The sequence below is a fragment of the Gilliamella sp. B14384G12 genome, from assembly GCF_016101825.1.
Classification (GTDB): domain Bacteria; phylum Pseudomonadota; class Gammaproteobacteria; order Enterobacterales; family Orbaceae; genus Gilliamella; species Gilliamella apicola_N.
This window is the reverse complement of the sequence record NZ_JACFPU010000045.1, coordinates 1-489: the sequence shown is the minus strand read 5'-3', so window position 1 is coordinate 489 and position 489 is coordinate 1. Positions and strand designations below refer to the sequence as shown.

Annotated in this window: 1 protein-coding gene; it reads left to right on the top strand. The window is 37.4% G+C overall.

Annotation, left to right across the window (positions count from 1 at the left end):
• Positions 1–452, top strand: a 452-nt coding sequence (locus tag H3S73_RS13585) for a helix-turn-helix domain-containing protein (protein ID WP_198248927.1), incomplete at its 5' end; no start/stop codon positions are given.
• Between the last annotated feature and the right edge of the window lie 37 nt (positions 453–489).

The window sequence follows — 489 nt, the reverse complement described above, 5'->3', positions numbered from 1 at the left end:
GAGAATCATCGGAAATTCTTTCAAAAAAATATGCGATATCTTCTAGTCAGATTCGGTATTGGTCGCAAGTGGTTGCGATTCATGGTGATAACTCCTTTCAACCAACACCTCATTTACGTCATGCCGAAGCAAGATTACAAGCACTAAAATTAATGTGGACAAATGATTGGTCTCTCGGGCACACTAGTGCTATGCTTAATTTAAGTTCCCCCGGGCTTCTATTTGTTTGGCTTGATAGATATCATAAAAAAGGTTTCCGAGGGCTTGAATATCATTCCAGAGGAAGACCATGTATGAAGAAACCCCGTATTGAACCCACTCACAGTGATGATGAAAAAACAATTGAAGCATTAAAAGAGGAAATCGCTTATTTACGAGCAGAAAATGCTGTTCTAAAAAAGTTGGAAGAGCTGAAACAAGCAAAACGACAACAAACAAAGAAAAAACGTTAGTTGTTTTAGCTCTTAAATATCAGTATTCCTTAAGACA